Source organism: Vibrio sp. 1288, from assembly GCF_033344475.1.
In genome coordinates, this window is record NZ_JAWPOX010000911.1 from 1 (window position 1) to 568 (window position 568).

The window sequence follows — 568 nt, forward strand, 5'->3', positions numbered from 1 at the left end:
GGAATCACAACAGGCTGTTGTACTTGCGCTGCTGGCACAGTTTCCTCAACGGCTTGAACCACCGTTTTTGGTTGCCCTTCTACAGCTTGAGCCTCTGAAGGTAGAGTTTCTACCGATTGATCTTCCGATGGCGTCACTTCTTCAACGTCACCGAGTGGATCTTCAAATTCCATCAATTGTGAGATAGACGAAGCCTCTTGCTCAAATGCTTGTTGTGAAGCAAGCAAATGAATAGTCAGCGTTAACTCACTGCCTTGTACACGCTTGATTTCAGTGCCCGCCACTGAATTCAATTTGGTAAGTGCATTTTCTAAACGGAAGAAATCAGCAGCAGACGTTACATTTAACACTTTCACGTTCACAGCTTTAGAAGACTTGCCTGAGACAACAACGGCGTTTTTACTTGCGTAGTAATCAGCAATACCATCCACCATTGCGGAAATAGCGTCTGCACCTGTTGCCGACCCGCTGCGTGGAGAAGTTTGCGCATCAATAATCTTTGCAGGCGCTTGGTCATACAAAGTCCAACGAATCTGCTCGCCTTGCGCACGAATAATTAATACCGCGT

The 568-nt window shown here is 46.5% G+C and carries 1 pseudogene; it reads right to left on the reverse strand.

The window, feature by feature from the left end:
• A pseudogene (locus R8O11_RS30045) lies at positions 1 to 568 on the reverse strand (DUF2066 domain-containing protein); the annotation flags it as partial.